Genomic DNA, 25,255 nt, shown 5'->3' with positions numbered 1-25,255 from the left:
TTCAACAACTAATAGAACAATACGAACGTAACTCAGATACAAGATGCGGAGACGTGAATGAAAATAAACCTTAATAATTCCAAAGATGAGGCTCAAGTACAAATCATTCCTTTAATAGACGTAATCTTTTGTATCTTGACGTTTTTTCTCTTGGCAGCACTACAATTTTCTAGACAACAAGCAATACGTGGTATTAACTTTGACTTAGCACCAGCCAAATCAGGAACAACAATTCCTGGAACATCTGCACCTGGCTCACCAGCTAACCAAGCAGAAACAAAAGATGGGCAAAGACTAGTACTATATCTTGACGCGCTAGGTCAAATTATTGACATTAGCACAGAGGCGCAAACTCAAATTCCCAAAGAGCAATTGCGATCATACTTAGAAAATTATGTCAAGCAAAATCCGACAAAACCTTTAGTATTATATGCAGCGCGTTCAGTAAGCTACAATGATGTAATTGGAACCATAGATTTACTGAGACAAGTTGGTGGCGACCGTGTTTCTTTAGCAGTATCAGCCAGTGGCGCCGACCAAACATTACCCGGAGCAACACCAGGCGCCATTCCTAACCAAACAATACCAAATACTGTGGTGCCAAACCCTATTCAACCAATTAACCCACAAATTAACCCACAAGGTAACATTAATCCTAATTTACCTAATCAAGCTCCGCCAATTCCGGCTCCAGGTATAACTGCACCTAGTGGGCAAAATGTTAATCCCGGCACAGTTCCAGCACAACCTTAAAGGCGCCTAGAACAAATAATAATTAAAATAATCTCCCCTAACCCCCCTTATAGAGCGTTCTGCTTGGGGGGATTAATTTATCAAAAATGAAAAAAAATAAAAATATTTAAAATAGTTCTCTGATAGCGGAATTTATTATTCAAATTTACAAATAATAACTTTCATATTTGATGTTATTGCTGCGGAAGAATCTTCTTGCAAACGATGACACCATAATAACAAGCCTACGCCATTAACGTTTCAGGGTATGTGGCAATGAATATTACATCAATTATGATTGCTTGGTTTGTAACAGCAGCCAGCTTTTTTGCTATCAGTAAACTTCCAATTGGAGTTGATATTGATTCTCCTGACAAAACTTTTACTGCTGCTGCCGCTCTTGGCATTATAACAGTAATGGTTAAACCGCTTCTTACCTTTGTATTTGCAATACCAAATGCTTTAACCTTTAACTTCTTTCCCGACTTTTTTACCTTCGTTATCGGAGTTATTTGTTTCTGTTTAGCTGCTTATTTTGTACAGGGTTTTCGTTTACGCTATGGCATCTGGAGCGCAATAATGGGCGCCTTAGCATTGTCAATAGTCAGTAACATTATCTACCGCATCGTACCGATTTAATAGTTGAAAGTGAGTCGTGCTGAGTATAAAGTAAGAGGAAATAACTCAGCACTCAGCACGACTCACTCATTACTTTACTATTGTTTAGCTTTTGCGCGTTCTTCACGCTTTTTACGGTCAGCTTGCAGCATATCAGCCATTACAGCCATAGCTTGTGTCATTTTATCGAGGTTGGAGCGATATAACTCTAAATCTTTATTGAGTTTGTCGTCAGAAATATTCAAACCCCTAGCGATGGAGTTGAGAGCTTCAGTACGACCCTTTTCATCTTTAACAACTTCTGGGTCAGATGCTTCTAATAGTGTAAATATACCAATAGCAAACAATCTATTATATTTAAACTTCGGATTGTGAGCAATGGCGTCGAGTTCAGCTTGTAATTGCGTATCGTTTTCTAAACGATTAGTTTGACTCAGCCACGCAACCAAATCATTTACAGGTAAACTCTTGGCAACATTAAGCAAGCGTGCGGCATCTTGATGATATTGGTCTTCATTTGCCTCAACTGCTTGACTCATAGCATAAAAGATTGATGCTTTATCGCTTTCTGGTTGATAACCTTGCATAAAGCGGTCAAACGCTGTGACAACACCCAAGGTGTAAATTGAGTTGTAGCTGAAATCTACATTAACTGATAGTAGATGCATTTCCACCATCAACTCTTCCACAACTCGACGATAAATTGTGTTTACCGGGCGAGTATGAAGCGAGTAGAATGTTCGCTTTGTATCAGAGACAGTACGGACGTTATTCACAACAATAGTTCTTTATTAGGACGAAGGAATGTTTGTTTTCTTGTACTTGAATACAAGGAAAGTCAAAAGACTATACTCTAGGCGCTAATAGCTTTAACGCTCTTTAGCTCAGATGCTATCAGAATGGAATATACCCGTATTGCATCTTAAGACACAAGGCTTTTGTATCCTGCATCTCTATTATTATAGCTGTAGGAGTTATTACATACTCACGATACTTAATTTAAGCATCTTTATAATGTGTAACTTCTTCTTAACATAATACAGCATAAATTAATATTACCGAAATGCCCTTCTCATCGCAGCTACTAGCTCTCGCTGAATACCTCACTGGTGAATTTGACAACCAAGAACAAACACTCCAAGACCCTGTGTGGTATGTCCACTTGCGCTTATGGCAGGCGCCTGTACCCATTTTTAAAGAAGACAGCATAACTATATTCGCCGAACAGGCAAATATTATTAGCCTTGACAAACCTTATAGACAGAGAATTATGAGGTTACGTGAGACAGGTAACTCAGATACACCCATTAGCGTTCAATACTATATGCCTCAAGACCCAGGTGAATTAGCTGGTGGAGGCAGTAACCCAAGCAAAATACAAAGTTTAACCAGTGACAAGTTAGAATTGCTACCCGGTTGCGTACTAAACGTGTCAGTAAAAGAACTAGCACCCAACTGTTACGAATTTTCAGCGGTGCCACCAAAAGAAGCCAAATGCACTTTTACTTACCTCGGCAACACCGTGCAAGTCTCGTTAGGGTTTGAAGTTACTCAAACAGAACTAAAAACTTACGACAAAGGAATTGACGGAGAAACAGGAAAAGCAACTTGGGGAGCTATCATGGGGCCGTTTTGCTACACCAAAGTTAGGAGTTAGGAGTTAGGAGTTTTAATATATTACTCAGCACTCAGCACTCAGCACTCAGCACTCATTACTCATTACTTTTAATTCTGAGGAGTGAGACTGCGAGGTACACCTTCTAAAGCTTCTTCTTCAGTTTCAAAAATTTCAAATACCGTATCCATCATCGTTACCTCAAAAACAAGCTTGGCTTCTGGATGAACGTTACAAATACGGAAGCTGCCTTTGACTTTATCAGCATCCCGCATTCCAGCTACTAGAGATGTAAGACCTGAGCTATCGATAAAGTTGACTTGACCCAAATTAACAACAACGTGGTGGGTAAGTTTGGATATGCACTCCTGTAACTTCAGGCGAAACTGCCAAGCTGTTGTAATATCCAGGCGCCCAGATGGGGTCAGAACAATTACACAATTACCGTCTTGAATGCTATAGGTTCTCTGGTCGATATGAATCACGCTTATCTCTCCCCTGGCACTACGAAATAAAACTAATCTAGTATTTTTTATAACCTTTTATCTCGCTAGTATCCAGTCTTTTTTTATGAATAAATACCCACACCATGCCGAAATGACTATGGTGTGGGCATTATATGTTTCTTGGAAATAAAAACGAATGTTACATTTTAGTCAAGCGCATCACTCTTTTTACTTCCTTTTCTTGTCTTTTTAGGTATGCGACCAATTTGCCCAATCTTGAGGCTTGAGGAAAGTATCATAAAGTTCTGCTTCTGGAGTGTTCGGTTCTGGCTTAAAACCATATTCCCAACGCACTAACGGAGGTAGCGACATTAATATCGATTCTGTACGTCCGTTTGTTTGCAATCCAAAAATAGTTCCTCTGTCGTAGACCAAATTGAATTCGACGTAGCGACCGCGACGATAAAGTTGGAAATTGCGTTGGTGTTCACCGTACTCAGTATTATGGCGCCGTTGGACGATGGGTACATAAGCAGGTAAAAACGCTCGACCACAGTCTGTAATGAAAGAGAATAATTCTTCCCAAGTGCGTTGTGTAGGTTCGCCAACTTCAGTACTGTAATTAGCTGCTGGGCCGTGGTTGTCGGGGCCGCGATACAAGGAGCCACGACCATCTTGATAGTCAAAGAACAACCCACCAACACCGCGTGTTTCGTTACGATGTTTTAAATAAAAATATTCATCGCACCAACGTTTAAATACTGGGTAATATTCCGAATGGTGTTTATCACAAGCTTGTTTAAAAGTTTTATGAAAATGACTTGCGTCTTCAGCAAAAGGATAGTACGGAGTTAAGTCGGCGCCACCACCAAACCACCATACAGGGCCAGCTTCAAAATAACGGTAGTTTAAATGAACGGTAGGTACATAAGGGTTACGGGGGTGCAACACCATAGATGTGCCAGTAGCGTAGAAACGATGTCCAGCAGCTTCAGGACGCTGGGTCAAAATTGATGGTGGTAAATGGTCTCCCCACACTTCCGAAAAATTGACACCAGCTTGTTCAAATATTGCCCCGTCCGTAAAACGCGCGAACGTCCACCACCACCTTCGGGACGCTCCCAGCTATCTTCTTGAAACTTGGCAACACCATCAACTGCTTCCAAACCGTTAGCAATTTCGTCTTGTAATTGACGCATGAAAGCACTAACTCGCTCTTTCGCGTTGTCTGGGGGTAAAAATTTTGATGGAGAAGTTTGGATAGCAGGAGAATGCGAGTTTGTCAACATAAGTCTCAAAACCTAGATTAAAATTTTCACTCTTTGTTTTTATGGCTTTTAATCCATAGGGTAGTGCAGCGATTATTGCTTGCAAGCGTAGAATAAACGCTACTACCACAAGCCGGACACGTGATATCCCCTTTGTTGACACACAAGCGTCGGCGTAACTTAAGTTATTCTCTCTTAAATTGTGTATCTACTTGTATACGATTTATTATTTTAACGAATGCTTAACATCGCATCAAAATTGCCACAATCTTCTTCTAGTAAGCAATACAGCCCAAATAACCCAATATTACTTAATACATAAAAATACACAAACAATTAAAGTGCTATTTTTACTACTGGCGCCACTTCAGCATAAACATTTATATTTACTCTTGCAGGTTCTATAAAAGTATTCTTATATGCACACTTTTAGTGTAACAACAAGCAATGTTTATAAAAATTCATACTCTCTCATAGCTGTGTATATGCCGTAAGAAGGAAGACTTATTGTAGTGAGAGATATATGTATATAACGATTACCTATTTAAAGTATTAAGTTCTGACTGAGAACAGAGATTTTAATCGCAAAATTATTGATACTAAAACACTTGTCATTGCCATAACGATATAGTAAAGCGCGTATAACAAGGAGGGTCGAATTAAAATGCAAGGTTGGTTATCTAGGTTTATCCACCGTAAACGGCGCCGGATATGCGCTTCCTTAGTACGAACATACCGAGAAATTAGCTCGGCTTCAGTTGACGAACTTTGGCAGAAAGTTGTTGACATAGCTGATGTTTCTTGGCATCCACTGTTAAAAAGTACCAATGTACCTTATGGATTAGTTCCAAAACCAGGGTTGATATATGAAGCAGTAACGCGCTTATCACCAATTCCGATTCGTATTTTTGTAGAAAGAGTTAACCCAAGAGAATTGTTGAGTATTAGGGTGCTGGCACTTCCGGGTATTGAGGAACGGATAACTTATAAAGTCGAGTCTACAGTTTGCGGCACTTGTTTGTCATATTCCGTAACATTACGCGGCTGGTTATCTCCGTTAATTTGGTCATTCTCGCGTCCCTACGCAGACCGTGTAGCGCGCGCACTAGTTGAAGCAGTAGAAGGAACGGCATTAAAAGCAGTGTCAAGGAAGAGAAAACCACGTCAATTTGGTTGCTTCGATTTTTAGTTAGCATAACTCCACCCCCATAGCCAGTTAAAATCCGATTAGATACAAAAAAATTTTATTGGGGCAGTAAGGGTGGAAAACATGATTAATGATGTTCTTGATACACAGTCAGTATTATCCGTATTGCGACCAGTGCAAGACCCCGAACTCCGCAAAAGTTTGGTGGAACTGAACATGATTCGCAACGTCAAAATAGACGGCTCTTTGGTTAGCTTCACATTAGTGTTGACTACACCTGCTTGTCCGTTGCGCGAGTTTATAGTCGAAGATTGTCAAAGGGCTGTTAAAAAGCTACCAGGTGTTACAGATGTGGCAGTGGAAGTTACAGCAGAAACACCAAAGCAAAAAGATTTACCCGACCGTACTGGTATTAAAGGCGTAAAAAATATTGTTGCCATTTCTAGTGGTAAAGGTGGAGTCGGTAAAAGTACTGTAGCAGTTAACGTAGCTGTGGCATTGGCTCAAACAGGCGCCAAAGTTGGCTTACTAGATGCTGACATTTACGGACCGAATGACCCAACAATGTTAGGGTTATCAGACACACCGCTAATTGTGCGCCCATCCGAAAACGGTGAAATATTGGAACCTGCTTTTAATCACGGTGTCAAGTTAGTATCAATGGGTTTTCTAATTGATAAAGACCAACCTGTAATTTGGCGTGGTCCAATGCTTAACGGTATTATCCGTAAGTTTCTATACCAAGTAGAATGGGGTGATATTGATTACTTAATCGTTGACATGCCTCCTGGTACAGGCGATGCTCAGTTAACATTGACACAAGCAGTACCAATGGCAGGTGCCGTAATAGTCACAACACCACAAACCGTTGCCTTGTTAGATTCACGTAAAGGACTACGGATGTTTCAACAGCTAAACGTGCCTGTGTTGGGAATAGTAGAAAATATGAGCTATTTTATACCTCCTGACATGCCAGAAAAACAATACGATATATTTGGCTCAGGTGGTGGGTCAAAAACAGCACAAGAATTGGATGTACCTCTACTTGGCTGCGTCCCACTAGAAATTTCCACCCGCGTTGGTGGAGATAACGGTGTGCCAATTGTTGCTGCAGACCCTGACTCAGCAAGTGCAAAAGCCTTACGTTCAATTGCACTAGCCATTGCAGGCAAAGTATCTGTTGCAGCTCTGAGTTGTCCTTAAGAAACCGGGCTTCTTTGTAACAAACTAGAATTTTTAGCATAAAGTTGCTTTCAAGAAACCGGGCTTCTTTGTAACAAACTAGAATTTTTAGCATAATTTATAACAAGAAGCCCGGTTTCTGTGTGGGATGTTACAGTTTTGGCATAAAAAAATAAAATATTTTCATTCTGGTTCTCAGGTGATACCTGGGAATACAGATTTTTAGTGGCGACTAAATTTAAAATCTATAAAGCTAAAGTCTAAAATCGTACAATGTTATTAAAAAAGAGTTCGCGCTCCCAATCACGCTGGAAGTATTGGATTAAACCTTGGCAGCAAATCGACTGGCTATTGTTCTTCGTTGTAGTAGGTGTCAGTTTTTTCGGTGGCTTAATGATTCGCAGCACCGAGTTAAGCCAAGGTTTGATAGATTGGTGGTGGCACTGGATAGTCTCTATAATCGGCGCCTGTGTTGCATTAATTATTGCTCGTGTACGCTACGAAAATCTACTTGAGTATCACTGGTATATATATACCGCAGTCAATATCAGTCTTGTTGCGGTAATGATTATCGGTAAAAGCGCAAAAGGGGCACAAAGGTGGATTAATATTGCTGGTGTACCTGTACAACCGTCAGAATTTGCCAAATTGGCGATGATTATTACTTTGGCGGCGCTATTACATAAAACTACAGCATCGAATTTATCTAGCGTTTTCCGTGCGATGGCATTTACCGCAATTCCTTGGGCATTAGTTTTCATTCAACCTGACTTGGCGACATCGTTAGTGTTCGGAGCAATTGTCTTAGGGATGTTGTACTGGGCAAATGCGAATCCAGGTTGGTTAGTACTAATGGTTTCACCAATTATTGCCGCGATATTATTTAGTATTCAATGGCCCTTTACAATTGCCTTTTCCAAGGATTTGGTATTTGGTCCCTTGGGGTTAATTTGGGCAGTAGCAATGGGTATTGTTGGGTGGCGTACTTTGCCTTGGAAACGATTTGGTGTAAGTGGAATCGGCGCCTGGGCACTTAATATGCTAGGTGGGGAAATAGGTATTTTCCTTTGGAATCACGTTTTAAAAGAATATCAAAAAGGGCGCTTAACATCATTTTTAAATCCCGACCAAAACCTGTTAACAACTGGGTATCACCAACACCAATCACGGATTGCCATCGGCGCCGGGGAGTGGCTAGGATGGGGATTAAACAAGGGTCCGATGACACAGTTGAATTTCGTGCCTGAACAACATACAGACTTTATATTCTCTGCAGTAGGTGAAGAGTTTGGCTTTATTGGTTGCTTGATATTGCTTTCAGTCTTTGCTTTCCTTTGCTTACGCTTACTACATATTGCTCAAACAGCCAAAGATAATTTTGGTTCACTCCTAGCAATTGGAGTCTTAGCAATGATTGTGTTCCAAGTAATAGTAAACGTAGGTATGAACGTTGGACTGGCGCCAGTAGCGGGAATACCATTACCTTGGATGAGCTACGGACGTTCAGCAATGGTAACAAATTTTGTATCCCTAGGTATTGTCGAATCAGTCGCCAACTTCCGAACCAAAAAGAAATATTGGAGTTAGGAGTTAGGAGTTAGGAGTTAGGAGTTAGGAGTTTTTACGCTTCGCCCAACAAGCATTAAGCTATATAAAGGAAACCAACCATAAAAAGAGTAAAAGCCATGATTCTGCCTGGAGCAACCGTTCGCGTAAAAAACCCTGCAGATACCTACTATCGCTTTGAAGGATTAGTTCAACGAGTCAGCGATGGTAAAGTTGCCGTTTTGTTCGAGGGTGGTAATTGGGATAAATTAATCACATTCCGTTTATCGGAATTAGAAGCCGTAGAAACCGCAGGGCGCAAAAAAGGAAAATGATACTGTAGGGGCGGGTTAACCGAGATTTCCGTTATTAATAACGATATCGCTAAACCCGCCCCGAAACCCACCCCGAAACCCGTCCCAATTTAAACCCGCCCCAATCAAAACCCACCCCGAGACCCGCCCCAATCACAGGCGCCAGATTAATATATAAAAAACCAAAACATCCGTATTAAATTATAAATATGAGATGTTAGGGTTTATATTTATAATTTTCAAGACTATGCGCCTTCCTTTACCACAATTCAATCGCAGTAACCGTGATGAAAATCACATCGCCGAAGTCATAGAGACAACAACAACAGAAATTTTAGCTCAGTGTTTAGAACCAGATGATTTGAGCTTTCCCCCAATGCCCCCATTCGGTAGCTGGGTAAAATCACAAGATGAGGAATCTGGCAATCAAATATACGCTGTTGTTTATCACGCCACCACCATGCCAATAGACTCAGTGCATCGTGCGCGCGCTTTGGGTATGTCACTCGCTGATTTACGTGAGGAACAACCCCAAATTTTTGCTATGCTTAAAACAGAGTTTCGTGCCGCAATTATCGGGTTTGAGCAGCCAAAAACTAATAATTCAAACGGTGCTGTCTATCAGTACTTACCACCTCGTCCCCCACAAATTCATCAGGCTGTTTATCGCTGCGAATCCGATGCAATAATACGATTTTCAGAGGAAATGGACTTTTTACGAACTCTTTTAACTATAAACGGCGCCCCTATCGATTCTTTGACGGCAGCGGCGATTCGCGAAGTGTTTCAACTACGCAAGGCTGACCGTGAATGGTTAGTTAAAGCGGGTCGAACTCTAAGTATATTACTCAAAGACGATTACGACCGTTTAAAATATATATTGAGTCAAATTCATATATAAGCAATAGGTAACTGCGGTTATCATATTAGGGCGCAAATTGTCATTAAAAATACTATTTCCTTATATAAAGAATATAAAAGCAACAATACTCATTAAAAAAGCGTCAGCTTTGTAATTAGGAAAACATTCTCTGCTTTCTTCATTTCACTCCTGCCAAACACCAACCTATGGAACTAATATCCCAAGTACTTGCACCAACATCTCAAGGTCTTGGCAAGGAGCCAATTGTTCCTTTTGCTATTTTACTGCTAGTTATTTTGGTCGTTCCAATTGTATTTGAACGACTGCGGCTACCTGGAGTAGTAGGTTTACTTTTGGCTGGGATGGTACTAGGTCCACATGGTTGGAATTTTTTGCAAGATAAATCGCAAACCATGAACCTGCTATCAGATATTGGGTTAGTGTACCTAATGTTTGTAGCTGGACTTGAGATTGAAATTGATCAGTTTCGCCACACTGCAAATCGGTCATTGGGTTTTGGTAGTTTCACATTTGGTGTACCGATGATTGTCGGTACTGCTGTAGGAAGAAGTTTTGGGTTTGATTGGAATGCTGCAATATTAATTGGTTCATTATTTGCCTCCCATACTTTGCTCGCTTATCCGATTATTAATCGTTTGGGCGTAACTAACAACGAAGCTGTTACAGTCACAATGGGTGCCACTGTTTTTACTGATATTAGTGCCCTATTACTACTCGCTGTATGCATAGCTGTTCACACAAGTCAGCTTAACGTTTTTAGCTTAATTACTCTAATTGGCTGGTTAACTATATATGCAACAGTCGTTTTAGTCGGTTTTGATTGGGCAGGGAAAGAATTTTTTCGACGCTCACGTGAAGACGAAGGACATCAGTTTTTATTTGTATTACTGGTAGTATTTCTTGCTTCGGTCGGCGCCCAGTTAATAGGTATAGAAAAAATTGTTGGAGCTTTCTTAGCAGGTTTGGCAGTTAATGAAGCTTTAGCAGACGGCCCAGTTAAAGAAAAAGTTGTATTTGTTGGTAGTGTATTATTTATACCGATTTTTTTTGTTGACTTAGGGTTACTAGTAGATTTGACATCGTTTACTCGAAACATAACAACTCTACAACTACCTGCTTTTATTATTGCGGGTTTAATCTTGAGTAAATTAGTCGCAGCAATACTAGCAAAATATTTATATCAATATAACTGGCGAGAAGCAATCACAATGTGGTCATTATCTTTACCACAAGTAGGCGCCACTGTCGCAGCAACACTCGTAGGCTATCGAGCAGGCTTACTACCTCCATCTATATTTAATAGTATTATTCTTTTGATGCTCGTAACTTCAACAATTGGCCCATTAATTACGAGCAGAGCAGCAGTAGGTTTAAATACATCTGTTGCAAAAAAACACTTAGCCGCACCCGTTTATCCATCTGTCAATCAAAATAATAATCCGTTTACAATTGTAGTCCCCGTATATAACCCTCACACTCAGCAACACTTAATTGAAATGGCGGCATTATTGGCATCTGTTGCAAATGGTAAAATAATACCCTTAGCAATTGCAACAGCTGCCGCGCAAATGGATGCACCACGTTTAGAAGCATCATTACAGCGCAGTGAAAGATTATTAGCTAAATCTTGCGCTGTTTCAAAAGCTCTTAACGTCGAGTCTGAACCACTACTGCGTATTGACGATGCTTTTGCACAAGGAATAAGTAGAGCCGCACGCGAGCAAACTGCCAGTTTGATAGTAATGGGATGGGGTAAGCGTACTGGTATACGAGCAAAGCTATTTGGAAATGTTATAGATAACGTGCTTTGGGCATCACATTGTCCTGTTGCCGTCACCCGCTTAGTTGAATCACCAAGAAAAATTCAGCGTATATTAGTACCAGTCGAAAATTTAATGGCGCCTGTACTACAACCCGTGCATTTCGCGCACATTTTAGCAGAAGGTTTGCAAGCGCAAGTAACAGTGTTAAACGTATGTGAACGCCGTACAAGTTCGAGCAAAATAGCATCATTACGTTCACAGTTAGCACTAATCGTATCGAAGCTATCACTGTCTAATCCACCAGAAGTCCAAATTATCGCCCATGAAAACGTCGCACAAGCAATTCTTCAAGCCGCACGACTTTACGATTTAGTTGTACTACCTTTCATACGTAATCACACAATACCAGGTGGTTTAGGCATCAGTGATGTGACAACACAGTTAGCACGTCAACTAACATGCTCAATAGTCATGCTCGGAGAACCACAACGCGGTATTGAGGCAACTGCAACTGCTGGTGTGGCAAGTAAAACCGCCGTAGTATAAGTGCTGAGTTCAAAGTGCTGAGTGCTGAGTTAGTGATTAGAGTTAGGAGTTAGGAGTTAGGAGTTAGGAGTTAGAAGTTATTTCCCACTCAGGACTCAGCACTCAGGACCCAGCACTCAGCACTGTATTGTCAACCACTTTTTGGCATTTATTTATCGCTAGTTCAGCATATAGTATAAGTTAAGTTTTTTTGAAGATTGTGTGAATCTTTAATTTTCCTTTATTTATACCGAGCTATATTTGTTATTTTGCAAGTGGCATTTACAACCAGTGGATAGACACGTCTAAATCTCACTTGGCAGCAAATATTGGCTCTTGTAAGCGAAAAAATACTGACAAAATTTTGTTAGTGATGAATTTTTGGGTTGGTGCTGGGTACCCTAAATACAAGCGCATCTTGAAGTGAATATCTCTAAACACAGGAAAAGTATGAGAATTTTGGTGACGGGCGGAGCTGGGTTTCTTGGTTCCCATCTTATCGACAGACTTATGACCGCTGGGCATGAAGTCATTTGTTTGGATAATTTTTACACGGGCAACAAGCGCAATATCCAGCAATGGTTAGATAATCATAACTTTGAACTCATTCGCCACGACATCACAGAACCAATTCGGTTGGAGGTAGACCAAATTTACCACTTGGCTTGCCCTGCCTCTCCTGTACATTACCAGTACAATCCCGTGAAAACCGTGAAAACGAATGTCATGGGTACCTTAAATATGTTGGGACTAGCGAAGCGCGTTAAAGCCAGATTTTTCTTAGCTTCGACTAGCGAAGTCTACGGAGACCCTGATGTACATCCACAAAGCGAAGAGTACAGAGGTAATGTTAACCCTATCGGTTTACGCGCTTGCTATGACGAAGGTAAGCGTATTGCTGAAACATTAGCATTCGATTACTACCGTCAGAATAAAGTTGATATACGAGTGGTTCGTATTTTTAACACATACGGCCCACGTATGTTAGAAAATGATGGTCGTGTTGTTAGTAACTTTATTGTCCAGGCATTACAGGGTAAACCTCTAACTGTATACGGCGATGGTTCTCAAACTCGTAGTTTTTGTTACGCTTCAGATTTGATTGAAGGGTTTATTCGCTTAATGAACAGTGACTATGTTGGTCCTGTAAATATTGGTAATCCCGGAGAATATACGATTTTGCAGTTAGCAGAAGCGGTAAGAGACATGATTAATCCAAATGCAGAGATAATCCACGAACCTTTACCTTCTGATGACCCACGTCGGCGCCGTCCTGACATTACTAAAGCTAAAACATTGCTTGATTGGGAACCTACTGTGCCTCTTGCAGAAGGATTAAAACTAACAGTAGAAGATTTCCGTAAACGCATGGGCAATGCGCCTATTTAAGCTAAAGACAGTTTTAAATATTACCTCACTTTCATTGTACAAAATTAAGATAGGAATTGAACGAAAATGCGTGTTTGTGTAATTGGTACTGGTTATGTTGGCTTGGTTACAGGTGCTTGTTTAGCACATATTGGTCATGATGTTGTGTGCATCGACAATAACGAAGAAAAAGTCAAAATTATGAAAGCCGGTCAGTCTCCGATATTTGAACCGGGGCTTTCTGAAATCATGCAAGGTGCAATTCAATCAGGAAGAATTGAGTTCAGCACCGATATTGCCGCTGGTGTTGCACACGGTGAAATTTTATTCATTGCAGTTGGTACACCTCCACTACCTAATGGTGAAAGTGATACCCGTTATGTAGAAGCAGTTGCCCGCAGCATTGGCGCCAATTTAAATGGTGGTTACAAAGTAATCGTTAACAAATCAACAGTACCCATTGGTTCAGGTGACTGGGTGCGAATGATTGTTCTGGATGGTCTTGCAGAACGTCAAAAACAATTAGTTACAGCAGGTAGTGGCCCCGCAGAAAGGTTGCCCGAAGTTGCAGACTTCGATGTTGTTAGCAACCCAGAATTCTTGCGCGAAGGTTCCGCTGTTTATGACACTTTCAACCCCGACCGAATTGTACTTGGTGGTAATAGTCCAAGAGCAGTCGCATTGATGAAGCAACTTTATGCTCCTATTGTCGAGCGTCAGTTTGCTGAAAATAAAACTGCTGCCCCTGTTCCTGTACTCGCAACAGACCTCAGTTCGGCAGAAATGATTAAATATGCCGCTAACGCCTTCTTAGCTACCAAAATTAGCTTTATTAACGAAGTTGCTAACATTTGCGACCGCGTAGGCGCCGATGTTACTCAAGTTGCGAAAGGTATTGGTTTAGATTCACGTATTGGTAGCAAGTTCCTCAATGCTGGTATTGGTTGGGGTGGTTCGTGTTTCCCCAAAGATGTTAGTGCGCTTATTCACACTGCTGATGACTACGGTTACGAAGCTCAACTTCTCAAAGCTGCTGTTAGCGTTAACGAACGTCAGCGTTTAATTGCATTAGAAAAACTACAACAAGCTCTGAAAATTCTTAAAGGTAAAACTGTAGGATTACTCGGCTTAACATTTAAGCCTGATACAGATGACTTACGTGATGCACCTGCACTAAATTTAATCGAACAACTCAATCGTCTCGGCGCCAAAGTTAAAGCATACGACCCAATCGTTTCTCAAACCGGAATGCGTCACGGTCTTTCGGGCGTATTAGTAGAAACTGACGCTGAACGTCTTGCAGATGGTTGTGATGCATTGGTACTAGTTACCGAATGGCAACAATTCATCACCTTAGACTATAACAAAATGGCTAAGTTGATGAGCCACCCTGTAATTATTGACGGTCGTAACTTCCTCAACCCTCAAGATATGGAAAAAGCTGGTTTCCAATATATCGGTGTCGGACGATAAACTGTAGGGTGGGCTGAAGCCCACCATTACTTAACCAGTTTGCGGAATTCTTTCAATTTCCGCATAACCACTAAAAATTAGATTTTTGCCTTCGGTTTCCAAACGGTTTAACCGCATTTTGACGCCATCCAAGTCAAAGCGGTCTAAATCAACCATATTATCTAAAATCTCTGCCAGTATCAATCCCAAAGTCTTTGAAGAATCCTTTTGTTCTTCTGATACAGTAATTAGGTCTATTTCTGGATTTTGAAACGAAACACGGCGCCGTTTTTGAATACCAATAGTAACGGTCATAATAATAGGTATGAGTTCGCCGTTATTAAAATCAGCTTTAGCAATAATCTTCAAACGGTTCTCTGGTAGAAGCTCCACTTGAACATCTTTAAACGAAACAGGATTACCACCTGATAGCTCAGTTAATTGTGGTAATGATAGATTGTCTAGACGCTTTGTGACAAGTTCGGCGCCAAAAGCCTGATTAATACCAGCTTCAGATAAAACAACTTGGGCAACAGCTTGTGTTGGTTGCTTGAGTTTTAGCTTTCCACTTAGTACCGAACTAAAATCAATTGCGACTGCATCAGTTTCAAATGACATCTCCTCGACTGCGAAGTCGCGACGAATCATTAAACCTCGTCCGCTCATCTTAAAACTGTCAATACTACCTTGCAATAACTTGCTGCTTGGAAAGCAACGCACAGAGACTTCGACAGACTCGCTTTTTGTAAACAAATGGCGAATAGTCTGACTCGCTACTGTGTTGAGCATACGCTCTCCCCAGTCAGTGCCTTTTGGATCTGTTAAACCAGTTAGTCCGCCGAACATTTGCGTTTGGTATTTATACTTCCATGTATTTTTGTAACAAAATATGAACAATACAGCAAGTCGGTATATCCGTTTAAAACGACTGGGCAATTACAAACGCTGCAATAAACTTAAACCGTGTGTATCAGTACCGCAGGTAGCATACAAACCATATTGGTCTGCAAGACGAAGCACTTGTTCAGTTTCAATCGTACTGGGTTTCCAAGGTTTAGGGTTGTTATAAGCATAAAAAGCCTCTACCGCGTCGATTCCCAGCCTAGCTGCTTCTGGAATTAATTCAAACAACGCCCTTCGGTAGCGCGCTGGGTGGGCAAGTACTGCTAGTCCCGAAGCTTCATGAATAGCGGCAATTACATTTTTCGCTTCATAATCATCACCAGTCACACATCGTCGCTGGATATATGGCTTCATGCTTGGGTGTTCAACATCAAACGCATAACCTAGAATATGAACTTCGGCGCCTAATAAATTGGCGTTAATTTCTACACCACTCCACAAATGTGGTGTTTTACATCCTTGGTTCTTCCATTTCCAATCTTTAAGCCATGACATAGCAGCTTCATAACCCCCAATTGCGTGGTGGTCAGTAATTGCTAGTCCCTTCAAACCATAAGCAATTGCTTGTTCGATCAACGCATCTGGTTGTAACTTCCCATCTGAATAAACTGTGTGCAGGTGAAAGTTATAAAATTGAGGGCAAGATGAAGCACTAATATTTTGGAATACTTCCTTTAAAAGCTCTTTAGACGCAACAGTGCGAGCAAAATTTACAGTCATAACCTCTTCTATTTAAGTTAAATAGTATTTATTTTTACTTTTTAGATACACCTTCTATGATTTTTGTCACATTCAGCACTATTTTGTAGTGTCAACCGTGATTTTTGTAATAATGTGTGGCAAAATTTTGCGATATGTTAAGACTACGTTAGCAAATTTAAAAGCTTATAGTCATGAGTATTTTCGATTGGTCATATTAATTAAACCCGGTAACTTCTACGAAACCGGGCTGCTTTTAATACAAATATTAAGTAGGTATACCTATTAATTCACCGGTGCCAGAAACGACTTCTCCAATCTTTGAAGCTGTAATGTTATATGAAGCAAAGTAATTAATTGTTTGCTCTGCTTGCTGTGGTGGAACTATCACAACAAATCCAACACCCATATTAAAAGTGTTGTACATTGCAGCTTGACCAACATCACCTGTTTGTGCGAGCCATTCAAACACAGGTGGAATAGTCCAATTCAATTCGATTTTAATTGCTTGACCTGCACCGAGACAACGCGGTAAATTTTCTGGCAACCCACCACCTGTAATATGTGCCATCCCGTGAATTTCTAGTCCTGAAGCGCGCGCTGCTAATATTGGCTTAACGTAAATTTGTGTTGGAGTCAAAAAAGTATCACCTAAACTTTTACCACCAAGTATATTTGGTTTATCATCCCATGCCAAATTATTATCGCTAATAATTTTTCGTACCAAGCTATAACCATTACTATGAACACCAGTACTTGGTAGTGCGATAGCAATATCTCCAATTTGTACCTGTGAAGTATCAAGTAAAAGACTTTTTTCAACAATTCCTACACAAAAACCAGCCAAGTCATACTCACCAGCTTGATAAAATCCTGGCATTTCAGCCGTTTCACCACCAAGTAAAGCACAACCTGCTTGCTTACATCCCGAAGCAATACCTGCTACGACTTGAGTGAGTTGTTCGGGTTCTAACTTTCCGGTTGCGACATAATCTAAAAAAAACAAAGGTTCGGCGCCGTTGGTCAATATATCATTAACGCACATCGCAACTAAATCAATACCAACTGTATCGTGACGGTTGAGCATATGCGCGATTTTGAGCTTCGTTCCCACACCATCGGTACCCGACACAAGCACAGGTTCCTTATAGCCAGAAGGTAATTGAAAGCAACCGCCGAAACCACCCAATCCACCCAGAACTTCAGGTCTAAACGTACTATGAACCAAATTGCGAATTTGATTTACAAAAGCTCGACCTGCCTCAACATCAACTCCAGCCTCGCGGTAATCCATGTCGTCAAAACACCGTTATCAATCCAACGACTTACTAGGCTATCATCACACGAATACAAATTTTTATTTTTTTTTAACAAAGCTAATATCAAAAAACTTCACTTTCTTTTCCACGCCACCACTCACCGAGTTTCATCATATCTTCGTGAATATCTTCTAATTCTTTTACATATTCTTCGTGAGAAATTTCGGCACGACGCTCTTGCAGCTTTTTGAGTCGCAGTTGAACCAGCAGCCAAGGTTTAGAGGCGCCGTTTGTGATATTGATGTAATGGGCTATATCTTTGCTATCCATCCGTTTGGATTATATCTGTTGGGGCGGGTTTACAAATATCTTAAAACGAAATTTAAAATCCTTGTTAACCCGCCCTTACTAGCTTAGGCAGCTGTCATGTTGTGAGCGACGAAATCCCAGTTAACTAGTTTATCAAGGAAGTTCTTGATAAACGCAGGGCGAGCATTTTTAAAATCGATATAGTATGCGTGTTCCCATACATCGAGAGTTAATAATGCTTTTTTGCCGTGTGCAAGTGGGTTTTCGGCGTTTGGTGTTTTCATGATAGAAAGCTTGCCACCATCATCAACCAACCAGGCCCAACCGCTACCAAACTGGGTTGCAGCAGCATTTGAGAATTCTTCAGCGAACTTATCATAGCCACCAAAGTCTTTCTCAATTCGAGCGCTGAGGTCACCATTAGGGGCGCCGCCACCTGAAGGTTTCAAACAGTTCCAAAAGAATGTATGATTCCAAACTTGGGCTGCATTATTGAAAACGCCAGCTTTGGAAGAATCTTTGAAGGAGATTTGAATTACCTCTTCAAGTGACTTGTTGGCTAAATCGGTACCATCAACCAACTTGTTGAGATTATCTACATAAGCTTTGTGATGCTTACCATAATGATATTCAAAGGTTTCGGCTTTCATGCCGTATGGTTCGAGCGCATCTTTTGCAAAGGGGAGTGGTGGTTGTTCAAATGCCATTGTGTGAAATCCTCTCTTTACCGTTTTTAGTTTAGAGCTTTGAGCGCTTGTTATAAAACTTAATATTCTGATTTTACAAGTAAATGTGCTTTTGGAGCGGCAATTTTGACGTTTACACAAATAACGTCACACATTTAGCAGATTTTTGGAATGTATCTTTGGCATGAAGTTGATATTCTCTTACTCTTTTTTCTCTGTGTATTCTGCGTCTAATAAGGTAAAAGATATATTAACCACACAGGCAAGGATGCCTGTGCTACAACCCATCAAAATTAATGGGAATGGAGTGCTGGGATGTTAGATGTTGGAAAATTCCATTGTGTCGATGAATGCTAGTATATTTGCTTTCATCGTTTCGGCTTCGGTGTCGATAGAGTCAAGAGTTTCACCACTAAAGAAGCAGCGCTGACTAGTAACTATGTATATAAAATCATGTTGTTGAAATGCGATGATGCCACGAAATGCATCTAGTCTTTGAGGATGACCGTTGTTTTCTTGTTTGGATATTGTACAGCCACCAGGCATGTTCACCAAGGCAAAATAGGCGCCTTGCATTTCGTTCGGTAAAAAACCAGTATATTCCACAGAAGCAGAAGATAAATTAGCAACTATTGCTTGAGGAATATATTTATCGAGTAGAACAGATTCAAAATATTGCTCACGAACAGAATCATCAATTTCGGCTCGCTGGGATGGGGGAATAAGGTAATAATCGATTCTTAGTAAAGTTCCGTAGTCATCAGAAAAACTTACCATCCCTTCAGCAGTCTGGATTTTTCCACCTGCATCAGGAGTAACTGGAATGGAGACAGTAAAATTACCTTCAGGAGACGAATAAAGGTCTTCTGCAAAATCAGTTGTTTCATCACCCAGAATATCTTCTTCAACTTCCTCAAACGCTGTTAAAACTTCTTCGATAACTTCGTTTGCTTCTTCGTCTTCAACTTCTAACACAGATTGTAACTGCTTGAGTAAAGGCATTTTCGCTTTCGGAATATCAATATCATCCTCCGATACTAAAACGCTAACTCCTGCCGCAAACCCATCCAGAACTAGTTCGTCAGTAAGGAACTCCGACGCAGCGTTAAATAAAGCACCTAACCCATCAGTCTCCGCAATTGAAATTAATTTACTAATAATTTCAGAAAGTGCATTGTCGTCATACTGCTCAAATACCTCAAAACCCCAGAGGATATCAACAAGCATTTCGATATCTACATTTTCAAGCGTTACATCTGCTGCTGTTGTGACAACGGCAATAGCAGCAACTGCTTCTTCTGGACTTAGCTCCTCTTGAGATACATCGTCCGATTGAAAAATTTTATCGTACTTACCCATGTTTACCCCTTTATGTCAGCTATCCACTATCTATTCTTCCTTATCTATATCCCCCATTGGCTAAATCATCAGATAATATAGACCTCGGTATTGCTGCCAATTGGAGAAACGAATGGGTCGCGCAAAGAAGGTTGTTTTAGCATATTCTGGTGGGGTAGATACTTCGGTATGTATTCCCTACCTCAAACAAGAATGGGGTGTAGAAGAGATAATTACTCTCGCTGCTGACTTAGGACAGGGTGATGAATTAGAGCCTATTCGCGCTAAAGCATTAAAATCGGGTGCTAGTGAATCACTAGTTATGGATGTAAAAGATACTTTTATCAAGGATTATGCTTTTGGCGCCATTCAAGCGAATGCTTTATATGAGAACCGTTATCCTCTAGGAACTGCGCTTGCACGTCCACTAATTGCAAAAATATTAGTAGAGGTGGCAGAAAAATATGGTGCAGATGCAATCGCACATGGTTGTACGGGTAAAGGTAATGACCAAGTACGTTTCGATGTTTCAACTGCTGCTTTAAAGCCAGACTTAAAAATTTTGGCGCCAGCACGCGAGTGGGGAATGAGTCGAGAAGAAACAATTGCTTACGGTGAGCGTTTTGGCATTCCAGCACCCGTCAAAAAATCTTCCCCCTATAGTATTGACAAAAACTTACTTGGTCGGAGTATAGAAGCGGGGGTGTTAGAAGACCCAGCAATGGAACCTCCCGAAGAAATCTATGAAATGACCAAAGCAATAGCTGACACTCCTAACGAACCAGAATATATTGAAATCGGATTTGTAAGGGGTATTCCAACAACCATCAACGGAGAACCAAAAAATCCTGTTGAATTAATCGAAACGCTGAATACAACAGCAGGCAATCACGGTATTGGACGGATTGATATGATTGAAAACCGTCTTGTTGGAATTAAATCGCGGGAAATCTACGAATCTCCAGCAATGATAGTTTTAATCAATGCCCATCGTGATTTAGAAAGTTTGACGTTAACTGCTGATGTCACCCAGTACAAAAGGGGAATCGAGCAAACTTATACCCAAATAGTCTATAACGGCTTATGGTATAGCCCATTAAAAGCTGCACTCGATGCTTTCATTCAAAAAACCCAAGAGCGCGTATCTGGAACAGTACGTTTAAAGTTGTTTAAAGGCAACGCTACAATTGTTGGGCGCCGCTCTGAAAATACTTTATATACACCTGACCTGGCAACATACGGCGCCGAAGACCAGTTCGACCATAAAGCTGCCGAAGGCTTTATTTATGTTTGGGGACTGCCAACCCGCGTTTGGTCACAAACAGGACAATAAATAGTTGGCAACGGATGTAACGGATGTAACGGATGAGTTATTCATTACAAACGAATTTCTGCTTTATCAAATTACAAGCCCAGTTACATCAGTTAATTACCGTTGTTAATTTTCCAATGTATCTAACTTATCCTCTAGGAATTTTGGCGCCATCCGTTATTTTCCTAGAGGATATAAATGTATCTGACTTATCCTCTAGGAATTTTGGCTCCATCCGGTCTTTTCCTAGAGGATATAAATGTATCTGACTTATCCTCTAGGAATTTTGGCTCCATCCGGTCTTTTCCTAGAGGATATAAATATATATAACTTATCCTCTAGGAATTTTGACACCATCCGGTTTTTTCCTAGAGGATATAGCAATCCCATATGAGTTGTGAAAAATGTATCCACGTAGAGACCGTATTAATTCGGTCTCTACAGCGTGCGGATTTTACAAATGATTTAGGACTGCTATATAAGTGTATCTAACTTATCCTCTAGGAATTATGGCTCCATCCGTTATTTTCCTAGAGGATATAAATATATCTGACTTATCCGTTACATCCGTTGCATCCGTTACATCCGTTGCAAGTTAAGCCTACTCTCCAGTGCCAATTTTTTCTTGCCGAGATTCAAGCCATAAAGGAATAAATATAACAGCCGCTAAAATTAACAAGGCTAAAAGTGCAAATTGACTAACCCAAGCAACCAGTTGTTCTAACGAGACAACTTTACCTGCAAAGTAAGCTAGCGTTACCATTACACTGCCCCAAATACTAGCTCCTGCAATGTTGACTAGAAAGAATTTACCGCGAACGGCATACCAACAATACCTGCGAGCGGCGCCAAGAAAATTCGTATGAGAGCAAAAAATCTACCAAAAAATACGGTTTTGACGCTATTTTCACTAAATTTATCTTTAATACTTAAAAGTCGTACTTCCGAAATACGCAGCAGTTTTCCAAAGTTAACTAACAACGGCCAACCACCTGCACGTCCTATCCAGTAACCGAAAATTCCACCTATCGTGGCGCCTGCTACTGCATCAAATAATACAAACCAGTACCTTAGTTCATTACTACCAGCAAGGAAACCTCCAACTAACGTCACAGTTTCCCCTGGAATCGGGATGCCTAAGTTTTCTAATAATATACCCACAAAAATTGCCAAATACCCATAGTGGTGAGCAATCTCTTGGATATTCTCCAGCGAGATAAATTCTAACGACATCTGTTACCGCTATATTTACATTTGTTTACCTTACCTATATCTTGACGGGTTTTGACATTTGGTGTCAAATTTTGGGAGAAGTACTAAGGTACTTATAACGGTACTTACAACGAGCATTAAAATATCTTATTGTTATTATTGGAAATACCTATATTTAATATTCCCAAAAGTAGAGGTAATTATTAATTCAAAGGGAACAGTAATTTTACGGTTCTATTTCAAGTACTAGCAAATGAAATTATTAAAAGCAAATAAAAGTTATTTTCTGTTGGAGTGTAAATAATTTGACTTGTCTAAATAATTTTTACTTAGACGTAGACTATACCAGCAGTTTTACATAAAGATTTCATGATATATTTATTAAAACTTCACAAATGTATAGATAAATTATAAAAACTCTGTAAAAGATACGAAAGCTACCGAATTTATGGTTATCTTATGCGTATATTGAGATAGTTAATACAATTTATACGGCATGAATACTGATGTTCTTCGACTAAAGCAAATTGCAGCGCAACTCAGAATTTCTGAGTAGTGTAGTAGTTTCTGGTTAAGAAGAATTTGTTATTTATGTCATTTTTCTGTTTTTTGCCCGTTACAATTACCTGATTAAATTCATGACTAATTCATCCGAGTCCCAAGTAGTTTTGTTCCAACCTAGTGAACGCATTGATTCACAAACTGGAATTGATTTGAACCAAAAGATAAGTGAAATTACCCCAAGTGCTAACCAATTGTGGGTTATCGACTTAGCTAAGGTAAATTTCATGGACAGTTCTGGTCTAGTTCCACTGGTAAATGGTTTAAAAGCTGCACGTCAACATGGTTGTCGTTTAGTTCTTTGCAATGTTCAAACTCCTGTTCGGTTGGTTTTAGAGCTTACCCAACTTGACTCTGTGTTTGAAATTTATAACTCTTATGAAGATGCAGTTCTAACTGCTGACAATGACGAAACTTTTTTAGCTGCAACACACTAAAAAATACATCTAAACCTTCGATGGTTTAAGCTGATTAAGCCTCTGATTTTATTTTCAAGCAACTATTGAGCAATATCTATGACTATATAGTGCGAGCGCTCAATTGTAACCTGTGAAAAAGGCGCCGTAGTATGGTCTTGCTTCTGTGTTAGTAACTGATTGCAAGAGCGCAAACGACCATTACTCACGGCTTGCTTGGATAAATAATGCAATGTATTTACGTGTGTAAGTAAGTAAATATAGATGCGTGCATCGCTAAATTATTAGTCGAATTTTAGTTTTAATTTTTTAGCGTAATTTTAAGCTTATCACTCAACTATTTATATATTTAGTTCATACATTTGGAACAGTTGACATATTTCCATCTGGAGATGACAAACGCGGAAAATTTGGTAAATCTATACCACTGTGCGTTGCCGTGCGAGTTTTTAAAGCTAGACGGTAACTAACGCTTTGCAGTTCTGCTTGTAATTGTCTGTTTTCGCGTTGTAGTGTCGCCACTTTCTCACGAACTGGCGCCATTCGCTCCTCAAATTTACGACGGTAAATTTGCGGAAGTTCTTGTACAACTTGCTCTAACATTCGACTACGGTCGGTCAGTTCTTGAACTGTTTGCCGCAGTTGATATATTTCTGTATCACGAGATGTGATTTGGTCTTGATAAAACGTGACTTGTTGCTCAACTGCTTGTAGCTGCTCACGCAGTGCTATCAGTTGAGTTTGATGACGCTCTGAAACTTCCGGACCAGGCATAAAGTTTGTATTGCCTTTGACCAGTCGAAACAATTCTTGCGAAAGTTGTTGTACGAGCTGGTCACGCAGTTGCAATTCTTGACGCAACTTTGACGCTTCCGTAGAGAGAGCTTGAATTGTGGAGTTATCAGTTTGGCTCACAGTATGTTTACGCTCCCATTACAAAGACTTTACCACCATTAGGTATAACAGCGTCATCCCGGAGACGGCAAGTAACTGCTAATGTAGCATATGTATAAAGATACTGGGTACAAAGTGCGACACACTCTTATTAAGAGAGTGGACTTTGTACCCAGTGCCCGTGCTTATTAAACTTAATTTAAGTAAAGTTTATGCGACTTCTTCTGTAATTTCTTCAGCAGGCGCCAACTTGACTTCTTGTTTAATGGTCAAATAACGGATTACTTCTTCGCTTAAACGCATCGCGCGCTCAACTGGTGCAATTGCTTTTCCACCATTTTTGTAGTTCATTTGTACATAAACTCCATCGCGGTGCTTGCCAATTTCATATGCGAGGCGCCGCTTGCCACGATTTTGAATTTCGATGTCTTCTGCACCTTGTTCTTTGAGCAAGTTTTCGTATTTGCTAATGTTTTGCTCGACTTGCTCGTCTCCAAGGTCAGGACGAAGAATGTACATTGTTTCGTAAACGGTTTGCATGATTAAATAGTAATCCTTTTGGACAAAATGGCTGTACTGTCGCGTTTCGATTCAAGCTAAAAGGCAGTTGAATGGTTTTATAGACAGTTTTTCAGCAAGGAACTACCATCATATCAGCTTTTATCTCAAATGAATGAGTTTTATGGAACCCGTGGTAATCTTACAATTAGTAAGCTTTGTCGTGAGTTCCCTTGAAATAAACGAAAAGCCAACTGCTGTTTGCCTTTATAACGAGATACTACGACTGGTGAGAAGCAAGGATATTAGT

Annotated in this window: 24 protein-coding genes and 2 pseudogenes; 13 read left to right on the top strand and 13 right to left on the bottom strand. The window is 40.3% G+C overall.

Features of this window, described 5'->3' with window-relative positions:
• Positions 1 to 57 precede the first annotated feature (57 nt).
• Both DSM106972_RS15210 and DSM106972_RS15205 read left to right on the top strand, forming a co-directional pair.
• Positions 58 to 753, top strand: a complete 696-nt coding sequence (locus DSM106972_RS15210) for an ExbD/TolR family protein (RefSeq protein WP_127081486.1) — start codon at positions 58 to 60, stop codon at positions 751 to 753.
• Positions 754 to 1,008: 255 nt separating this feature from the next.
• On the top strand, positions 1,009 to 1,371 hold the full coding sequence (locus DSM106972_RS15205; RefSeq protein WP_019492929.1) for a phage holin family protein: 363 nt from the start codon (positions 1,009 to 1,011) through the stop codon (positions 1,369 to 1,371).
• Positions 1,372 to 1,448: 77 nt separating this feature from the next.
• On the opposite strand, the gene psb29 is transcribed toward DSM106972_RS15205, so the two are convergent.
• Positions 1,449 to 2,126 carry a photosystem II biogenesis protein Psp29 gene (psb29, locus tag DSM106972_RS15200; protein ID WP_127081485.1) on the bottom strand — a complete coding sequence of 226 codons (678 nt, stop codon included), beginning with the start codon at positions 2,124 to 2,126 and terminating at the stop codon, positions 1,449 to 1,451.
• A gap of 287 nt (positions 2,127 to 2,413) precedes the next feature.
• Between psb29 and DSM106972_RS15195 the strand changes: the two genes are divergently transcribed.
• The gene (locus DSM106972_RS15195; protein ID WP_127081484.1) at positions 2,414 to 3,007 is read left to right on the top strand and encodes a chromophore lyase CpcT/CpeT; all 594 of its coding nucleotides are present in this window, start codon (positions 2,414 to 2,416) and stop codon (positions 3,005 to 3,007) included.
• Positions 3,008 to 3,075: 68 nt separating this feature from the next.
• Here DSM106972_RS15195 and DSM106972_RS15190 read toward each other — a convergent pair whose 3' ends face one another.
• Together DSM106972_RS15190 and hemF are read right to left on the bottom strand one after the other, a co-directional pair.
• A complete protein-coding gene (locus tag DSM106972_RS15190) occupies positions 3,076 to 3,450 on the bottom strand; it encodes an STAS domain-containing protein (protein ID WP_073617666.1) in 375 nt (124 codons plus the stop codon).
• Positions 3,451 to 3,660: 210 nt separating this feature from the next.
• A pseudogene (hemF, locus tag DSM106972_RS15185) lies at positions 3,661 to 4,700 on the bottom strand (oxygen-dependent coproporphyrinogen oxidase).
• Between the two features lie 643 nt (positions 4,701 to 5,343).
• Here hemF and DSM106972_RS15180 point away from each other — a divergent pair.
• The 8 genes from DSM106972_RS15180 (at position 5,344) to DSM106972_RS15145 (ending at position 14,879) form a co-directional block, all read left to right on the top strand.
• Positions 5,344 to 5,868: an SRPBCC family protein gene (locus DSM106972_RS15180; RefSeq protein WP_019492934.1), complete on the top strand. Its 525-nt coding sequence runs from the start codon at positions 5,344 to 5,346 to the stop codon at positions 5,866 to 5,868.
• A gap of 84 nt (positions 5,869 to 5,952) precedes the next feature.
• Positions 5,953 to 7,029 carry an Mrp/NBP35 family ATP-binding protein gene (locus DSM106972_RS15175; protein WP_127081596.1) on the top strand — a complete coding sequence of 359 codons (1,077 nt, stop codon included), beginning with the start codon at positions 5,953 to 5,955 and terminating at the stop codon, positions 7,027 to 7,029.
• 252 nt (positions 7,030 to 7,281) lie between these two features.
• A complete protein-coding gene (gene rodA, locus DSM106972_RS15170) occupies positions 7,282 to 8,595 on the top strand; it encodes a rod shape-determining protein RodA (RefSeq protein WP_127081483.1) in 1,314 nt (437 codons plus the stop codon).
• Positions 8,596 to 8,693: 98 nt separating this feature from the next.
• Complete coding sequence (locus tag DSM106972_RS15165; RefSeq protein ID WP_127081482.1) at positions 8,694 to 8,888, top strand: NAD(P)H dehydrogenase subunit NdhS; 195 nt, start codon at positions 8,694 to 8,696, stop codon at positions 8,886 to 8,888.
• A 226-nt stretch (positions 8,889 to 9,114) separates the two neighbouring features.
• The gene (locus DSM106972_RS15160; RefSeq protein ID WP_127081481.1) at positions 9,115 to 9,768 is read left to right on the top strand and encodes an HAS-barrel domain-containing protein; all 654 of its coding nucleotides are present in this window, start codon (positions 9,115 to 9,117) and stop codon (positions 9,766 to 9,768) included.
• A gap of 167 nt (positions 9,769 to 9,935) precedes the next feature.
• Positions 9,936 to 12,059 carry a cation:proton antiporter domain-containing protein gene (locus DSM106972_RS15155; RefSeq protein WP_127081480.1) on the top strand — a complete coding sequence of 708 codons (2,124 nt, stop codon included), beginning with the start codon at positions 9,936 to 9,938 and terminating at the stop codon, positions 12,057 to 12,059.
• 429 nt (positions 12,060 to 12,488) lie between these two features.
• Positions 12,489 to 13,427 (top strand): UDP-glucuronic acid decarboxylase family protein, encoded by a 939-nt coding sequence (locus DSM106972_RS15150; RefSeq protein WP_127081479.1) that lies wholly within the window; start codon positions 12,489 to 12,491, stop codon positions 13,425 to 13,427.
• Positions 13,428 to 13,493: 66 nt separating this feature from the next.
• The gene (locus DSM106972_RS15145) at positions 13,494 to 14,879 is read left to right on the top strand and encodes a UDP-glucose dehydrogenase family protein (protein ID WP_127081478.1); all 1,386 of its coding nucleotides are present in this window, start codon (positions 13,494 to 13,496) and stop codon (positions 14,877 to 14,879) included.
• A 30-nt stretch (positions 14,880 to 14,909) separates the two neighbouring features.
• On the opposite strand, the gene DSM106972_RS15140 is transcribed toward DSM106972_RS15145, so the two are convergent.
• The 6 genes from DSM106972_RS15140 to DSM106972_RS15115 form a co-directional block, all read right to left on the bottom strand.
• Positions 14,910 to 15,704: an LmeA family phospholipid-binding protein gene (locus DSM106972_RS15140; protein WP_127081477.1), complete on the bottom strand. Its 795-nt coding sequence runs from the start codon at positions 15,702 to 15,704 to the stop codon at positions 14,910 to 14,912.
• 90 nt (positions 15,705 to 15,794) lie between these two features.
• Positions 15,795 to 16,481, bottom strand: a complete 687-nt coding sequence (locus tag DSM106972_RS15135; RefSeq protein ID WP_127081476.1) for a PHP domain-containing protein — start codon at positions 16,479 to 16,481, stop codon at positions 15,795 to 15,797.
• Positions 16,482 to 16,728: 247 nt separating this feature from the next.
• A complete protein-coding gene (purM, locus tag DSM106972_RS15130; protein ID WP_127081475.1) occupies positions 16,729 to 17,754 on the bottom strand; it encodes a phosphoribosylformylglycinamidine cyclo-ligase in 1,026 nt (341 codons plus the stop codon).
• Positions 17,755 to 17,842: 88 nt separating this feature from the next.
• Positions 17,843 to 18,049: a hypothetical protein gene (locus tag DSM106972_RS15125; protein WP_127081474.1), complete on the bottom strand. Its 207-nt coding sequence runs from the start codon at positions 18,047 to 18,049 to the stop codon at positions 17,843 to 17,845.
• A gap of 83 nt (positions 18,050 to 18,132) precedes the next feature.
• On the bottom strand, positions 18,133 to 18,735 hold the full coding sequence (gene sodB / locus DSM106972_RS15120) for a superoxide dismutase [Fe] (protein WP_127081473.1): 603 nt from the start codon (positions 18,733 to 18,735) through the stop codon (positions 18,133 to 18,135).
• A gap of 297 nt (positions 18,736 to 19,032) precedes the next feature.
• A complete protein-coding gene (locus DSM106972_RS15115) occupies positions 19,033 to 20,073 on the bottom strand; it encodes a tellurite resistance TerB family protein (protein ID WP_127081472.1) in 1,041 nt (346 codons plus the stop codon).
• Positions 20,074 to 20,185: 112 nt separating this feature from the next.
• Between DSM106972_RS15115 and DSM106972_RS15110 the strand changes: the two genes are divergently transcribed.
• Positions 20,186 to 21,385 (top strand): argininosuccinate synthase, encoded by a 1,200-nt coding sequence (locus DSM106972_RS15110; RefSeq protein WP_127081471.1) that lies wholly within the window; start codon positions 20,186 to 20,188, stop codon positions 21,383 to 21,385.
• A gap of 580 nt (positions 21,386 to 21,965) precedes the next feature.
• On the opposite strand, the pseudogene DSM106972_RS15105 reads toward DSM106972_RS15110, so the two are convergent.
• A pseudogene (locus DSM106972_RS15105) lies at positions 21,966 to 22,597 on the bottom strand (VTT domain-containing protein).
• 617 nt (positions 22,598 to 23,214) lie between these two features.
• Here DSM106972_RS15105 and DSM106972_RS15100 point away from each other — a divergent pair.
• Positions 23,215 to 23,574 carry an STAS domain-containing protein gene (locus DSM106972_RS15100; RefSeq protein WP_127081470.1) on the top strand — a complete coding sequence of 120 codons (360 nt, stop codon included), beginning with the start codon at positions 23,215 to 23,217 and terminating at the stop codon, positions 23,572 to 23,574.
• 62 nt (positions 23,575 to 23,636) lie between these two features.
• On the opposite strand, the gene DSM106972_RS54905 is transcribed toward DSM106972_RS15100, so the two are convergent.
• The 3 genes from DSM106972_RS54905 to rpsF all read right to left on the bottom strand — a co-directional run bounded on the left by DSM106972_RS54905 (position 23,637) and on the right by rpsF (position 24,987).
• Positions 23,637 to 23,762: a hypothetical protein gene (locus DSM106972_RS54905; RefSeq protein WP_267901115.1), complete on the bottom strand. Its 126-nt coding sequence runs from the start codon at positions 23,760 to 23,762 to the stop codon at positions 23,637 to 23,639.
• Positions 23,763 to 23,907: 145 nt separating this feature from the next.
• Entirely contained in the window at positions 23,908 to 24,468 is a 561-nt protein-coding gene (locus DSM106972_RS15095; RefSeq protein WP_019492953.1) for an Npun_F5560 family protein, read from the bottom strand.
• A 189-nt stretch (positions 24,469 to 24,657) separates the two neighbouring features.
• Complete coding sequence (gene rpsF / locus DSM106972_RS15090; protein ID WP_019492954.1) at positions 24,658 to 24,987, bottom strand: 30S ribosomal protein S6; 330 nt, start codon at positions 24,985 to 24,987, stop codon at positions 24,658 to 24,660.
• Between the last annotated feature and the right edge of the window lie 268 nt (positions 24,988 to 25,255).

The sequence above is a fragment of the Dulcicalothrix desertica PCC 7102 genome (genome assembly GCF_003991905.1).
Lineage (GTDB): Bacteria > Cyanobacteriota > Cyanobacteriia > Cyanobacteriales > Nostocaceae > Dulcicalothrix > Dulcicalothrix desertica.
Note: the sequence above shows the minus strand (reverse complement) of the source record. Positions and strands in the feature narration are given on the sequence as shown.

Bases quoted from the DNA above. Each gene is read 5' to 3' on its own strand.
- DSM106972_RS15210 (WP_127081486.1), top strand. From the start codon at position 58: ATGAAAATAAACCTTAATAATTCCAAAGATGAGGCTCAAGTACAAATC.
- DSM106972_RS15205 (WP_019492929.1), top strand. From the start codon at position 1,009: ATGAATATTACATCAATTATGATTGCTTGGTTTGTAACAGCAGCCAGC.
- DSM106972_RS15195 (WP_127081484.1), top strand. From the start codon at position 2,414: ATGCCCTTCTCATCGCAGCTACTAGCTCTCGCTGAATACCTCACTGGT.
- DSM106972_RS15180 (WP_019492934.1), top strand. From the start codon at position 5,344: ATGCAAGGTTGGTTATCTAGGTTTATCCACCGTAAACGGCGCCGGATA.
- rodA (WP_127081483.1), top strand. From the start codon at position 7,282: ATGTTATTAAAAAAGAGTTCGCGCTCCCAATCACGCTGGAAGTATTGG.
- DSM106972_RS15165 (WP_127081482.1), top strand. From the start codon at position 8,694: ATGATTCTGCCTGGAGCAACCGTTCGCGTAAAAAACCCTGCAGATACC.
- DSM106972_RS15160 (WP_127081481.1), top strand. From the start codon at position 9,115: ATGCGCCTTCCTTTACCACAATTCAATCGCAGTAACCGTGATGAAAAT.
- DSM106972_RS15155 (WP_127081480.1), top strand. From the start codon at position 9,936: ATGGAACTAATATCCCAAGTACTTGCACCAACATCTCAAGGTCTTGGC.
- DSM106972_RS15150 (WP_127081479.1), top strand. From the start codon at position 12,489: ATGAGAATTTTGGTGACGGGCGGAGCTGGGTTTCTTGGTTCCCATCTT.
- DSM106972_RS15145 (WP_127081478.1), top strand. From the start codon at position 13,494: ATGCGTGTTTGTGTAATTGGTACTGGTTATGTTGGCTTGGTTACAGGT.
- DSM106972_RS15140 (WP_127081477.1), bottom strand. From the start codon at position 15,704: ATGTTCGGCGGACTAACTGGTTTAACAGATCCAAAAGGCACTGACTGG.
- DSM106972_RS15135 (WP_127081476.1), bottom strand. From the start codon at position 16,481: ATGACTGTAAATTTTGCTCGCACTGTTGCGTCTAAAGAGCTTTTAAAG.
- purM (WP_127081475.1), bottom strand. From the start codon at position 17,754: ATGGATTACCGCGAGGCTGGAGTTGATGTTGAGGCAGGTCGAGCTTTT.
- DSM106972_RS15125 (WP_127081474.1), bottom strand. From the start codon at position 18,049: ATGGATAGCAAAGATATAGCCCATTACATCAATATCACAAACGGCGCC.
- sodB (WP_127081473.1), bottom strand. From the start codon at position 18,735: ATGGCATTTGAACAACCACCACTCCCCTTTGCAAAAGATGCGCTCGAA.
- DSM106972_RS15115 (WP_127081472.1), bottom strand. From the start codon at position 20,073: ATGGGTAAGTACGATAAAATTTTTCAATCGGACGATGTATCTCAAGAG.
- DSM106972_RS15110 (WP_127081471.1), top strand. From the start codon at position 20,186: ATGGGTCGCGCAAAGAAGGTTGTTTTAGCATATTCTGGTGGGGTAGAT.
- DSM106972_RS15100 (WP_127081470.1), top strand. From the start codon at position 23,215: ATGACTAATTCATCCGAGTCCCAAGTAGTTTTGTTCCAACCTAGTGAA.
- rpsF (WP_019492954.1), bottom strand. From the start codon at position 24,987: ATGCAAACCGTTTACGAAACAATGTACATTCTTCGTCCTGACCTTGGA.